We start from the raw sequence: 2,526 nt of genomic DNA on the forward strand, positions 1-2,526 counted from the left end.
CTCCTTCTTTAAAGAATTTTTGATATGCTGTATCCATATTATATATTACATTTGTTAAAGCAAATTTATCTACTTCTTTTAACCACTCATATTCTTTTTTTAATTCTCTATTACAATAATTATTACAGTCTATTTTACTTACACTTATTTTTTCTTTTTCATACATTTCTTTTCTATATGATAATGTTTTATTATAAACAAAACGTGAGCAGCCAAATGTTTTTTCTATTTGTTCTTCTTGTTCTTTATTTGGATATATTCTATATTTATATGCTTTTAACATTTTTGACTCTCACCGCCTTTTCTAATTTTTACTTTCTATATATTTTATTAATATTTATCATAAAACCTTTTCTAAACTAAAAACAAAGCAAGTTGTTGTAGTAAATATTTTTATTTCTATATATTTACACAGACAGTATAACACAAAATATATACTTTTTGCAACCTCAACCCATCGTCTAAAGCCAATGGGATTGCGGTTGCCTATATTTCAACACCCATCCAACCCATAGCTTTTTGCATAGGATTTAATTCTTTTGGAAAGTCATCAAATCTAGTTAATTCAGTATTTACTTCATTTAATATTTTATTATATTCGTCATATTGGTATTTTAAGTCTTGTTTAAATCTATCATCTTGAACTTTTTCCGAAACATTTGAAATTGAGTCCATACCCATTTTTATACCTTTATTTAATTCATTTAAAATATAACGATTATTATCCATAAATAAGCCTCCTTAAAAATTTTTATAATATTATTATCTACAAAAATAATTAAAATATTAAAAATAAGATGAATAAAAATATTTTTTTTGGAAAAAGTAATAAAAAATATGAAAGGAAGTTTTTGATGGAAGATTTAGTTAAAAGTTTAAATTGTTTTCTATCTGATTTAAATGTGTTTTATAGGAAACTTCAAAATTACCATTGGAATATTAAAGGTAAAGAGTTCTTTGAAATGCATGTTAAATTAGAAGAATATTATGATGAAATAAATGATGAAATTGATGAATTAGCGGAACATATTTTAATGTTAAATGAGCAACCTTTGGGAACAATGAAAGATTATTTAGAAAATACTTGTATTAAAGAAGCCCAAAATGAAAAAATTGATACTTGTCAGGTTATAAATAATATAATTACAGATTATAATACTTTACTTAAAAAAGCAAATGAGATTAAAGAAAAGGCTGATAATATTAAAGCATATGGAACTTCTTCTTTAATTGATAACTATATCCTTCTTTATATGAAAAATTTATGGATGTTAAATCAATTGAATATGAAATAAGAAAAAAATAAACTTAAAGTATAAAACTTTAGGTTTATTTTTTAGATGTGTCCCGAATTGGACAAAATGTCCAAAATGAAACGTCCCTTTTCACAAAAAATTCACAAAGTTTTTTAGCAGAAAGTATTGACAAGTGCTAAAATTGGGTATAATATATAACAAGGTTAGCAAACGAACTTAAGGAGTGCTAAAACTAACAATTAAAGAAGAGGTGAAAAAATTGTTAGATGATAGAAAAAAGAAAGTATTACAAGCAATTGTAGAAGAATATATAAATACAGCAGAACCAGTTAGTTCAAATGCTTTAACTAAAAATCACGGCCTAGATTGTAGTAGTGCAACAATAAGAAATGAAATGGCAGAACTAGAAAAAAATGGTTATTTAGACAAAACACATACATCAAGTGGTAGAGTACCTTCAGAAAAAGGTTATAGATACTATGTAGATGAGCTTGTAAATGATAAAGATATAAGTCTAGAAGAAATAAAATATATAAGTGATAAACTAGAAACAAAAGTAAATGAAATAGAAGACTTAACAAAAATAACAGCAAATACAATATCAGAAGTAACTCATTATACAACAATATCTATAGGACCTAAAACAAATGAACAATTAATAGAAGAAATAAAATTTGTTTTACTTCGGTTCTAGAATGATGATGGCAGTAATACTTACAGATAGTGGTTTAGTAAAAGAAACTATAATAAAATTTGATGAAGATATAACAGCAAAACAAGTTGAAACTATTAATTATATGTTTAATAAAAAATTAAAAGGTGAGCCTTTAGAGACAATTGATAGGCCATTAGAAGAATACTTATATGATGAAATGACATATAGCGTAAATGTTGTAAAACCAATAATAGAGCAGATAAAAAAAGTTTTAGCAGAAGAAGATAAAATATATTTAGAAGGAGCTAATAAAGCTTTTGAATTACCAGAATTTAATAGCCTAGAAGTTGCAAAAAATTTTGTAAATATATTAGATGAAAAAGAAGTAGTCGCAGATATGTTAAATAGTGGTTTTGCAGAAGATATAAAAGTTTATATTGGTGATGAAAACGAGCAAGAACAGTTAAAAGACTTTAGTGTAGTAACTTTTAAACATAAAGTAAATGGAAAAGATTTAGGAACTATAGGAATTATAGGACCAAAAAGGATGGACTATTCAAAAGTTATTTCAGTTATGAAATATATAAATAAAAAATTAAATGGAGATGGAAAGAA

General features: G+C 24.6%; 5 protein-coding genes. 3 read left to right on the forward strand and 2 right to left on the reverse strand.

Annotated elements, in window-relative coordinates; genetic code table 11:
• Both Q0J35_RS08965 and Q0J35_RS08970 read right to left on the reverse strand, forming a co-directional pair.
• A partial coding sequence (locus Q0J35_RS08965) for a helix-turn-helix domain-containing protein (protein WP_297195646.1) occupies nt 1-283 on the reverse strand: 283 nt, incomplete at its 3' end.
• 203 nt (nt 284-486) lie between these two features.
• Nucleotides 487-729, reverse strand: coding sequence for a hypothetical protein (locus tag Q0J35_RS08970; protein WP_297195648.1), 243 nt, complete (start codon nt 727-729; stop codon nt 487-489).
• 125 nt (nt 730-854) lie between these two features.
• Here Q0J35_RS08970 and Q0J35_RS08975 point away from each other — a divergent pair, with 125 nt between their 5' ends.
• From Q0J35_RS08975 to Q0J35_RS08985, 3 genes are all read left to right on the forward strand, one after another.
• The gene (locus Q0J35_RS08975) at nt 855-1,295 is read left to right on the forward strand and encodes a DNA starvation/stationary phase protection protein (RefSeq protein ID WP_297195651.1); all 441 of its coding nucleotides are present in this window, start codon (nt 855-857) and stop codon (nt 1,293-1,295) included.
• A 355-nt stretch (nt 1,296-1,650) separates the two neighbouring features.
• The gene (locus Q0J35_RS08980) at nt 1,651-1,950 is read left to right on the forward strand and encodes a hypothetical protein (protein WP_297195653.1); all 300 of its coding nucleotides are present in this window, start codon (nt 1,651-1,653) and stop codon (nt 1,948-1,950) included.
• A gap of 7 nt (nt 1,951-1,957) precedes the next feature.
• The coding region (locus tag Q0J35_RS08985) for an HrcA family transcriptional regulator (protein ID WP_297195655.1) at nt 1,958-2,526 on the forward strand (569 nt) is incomplete at its 3' end.

The sequence above is a fragment of the uncultured Campylobacter sp. genome, from assembly GCF_944323605.1.
In the GTDB taxonomy this organism is placed as follows: Bacteria; Campylobacterota; Campylobacteria; order Campylobacterales; family Campylobacteraceae; genus Campylobacter_D.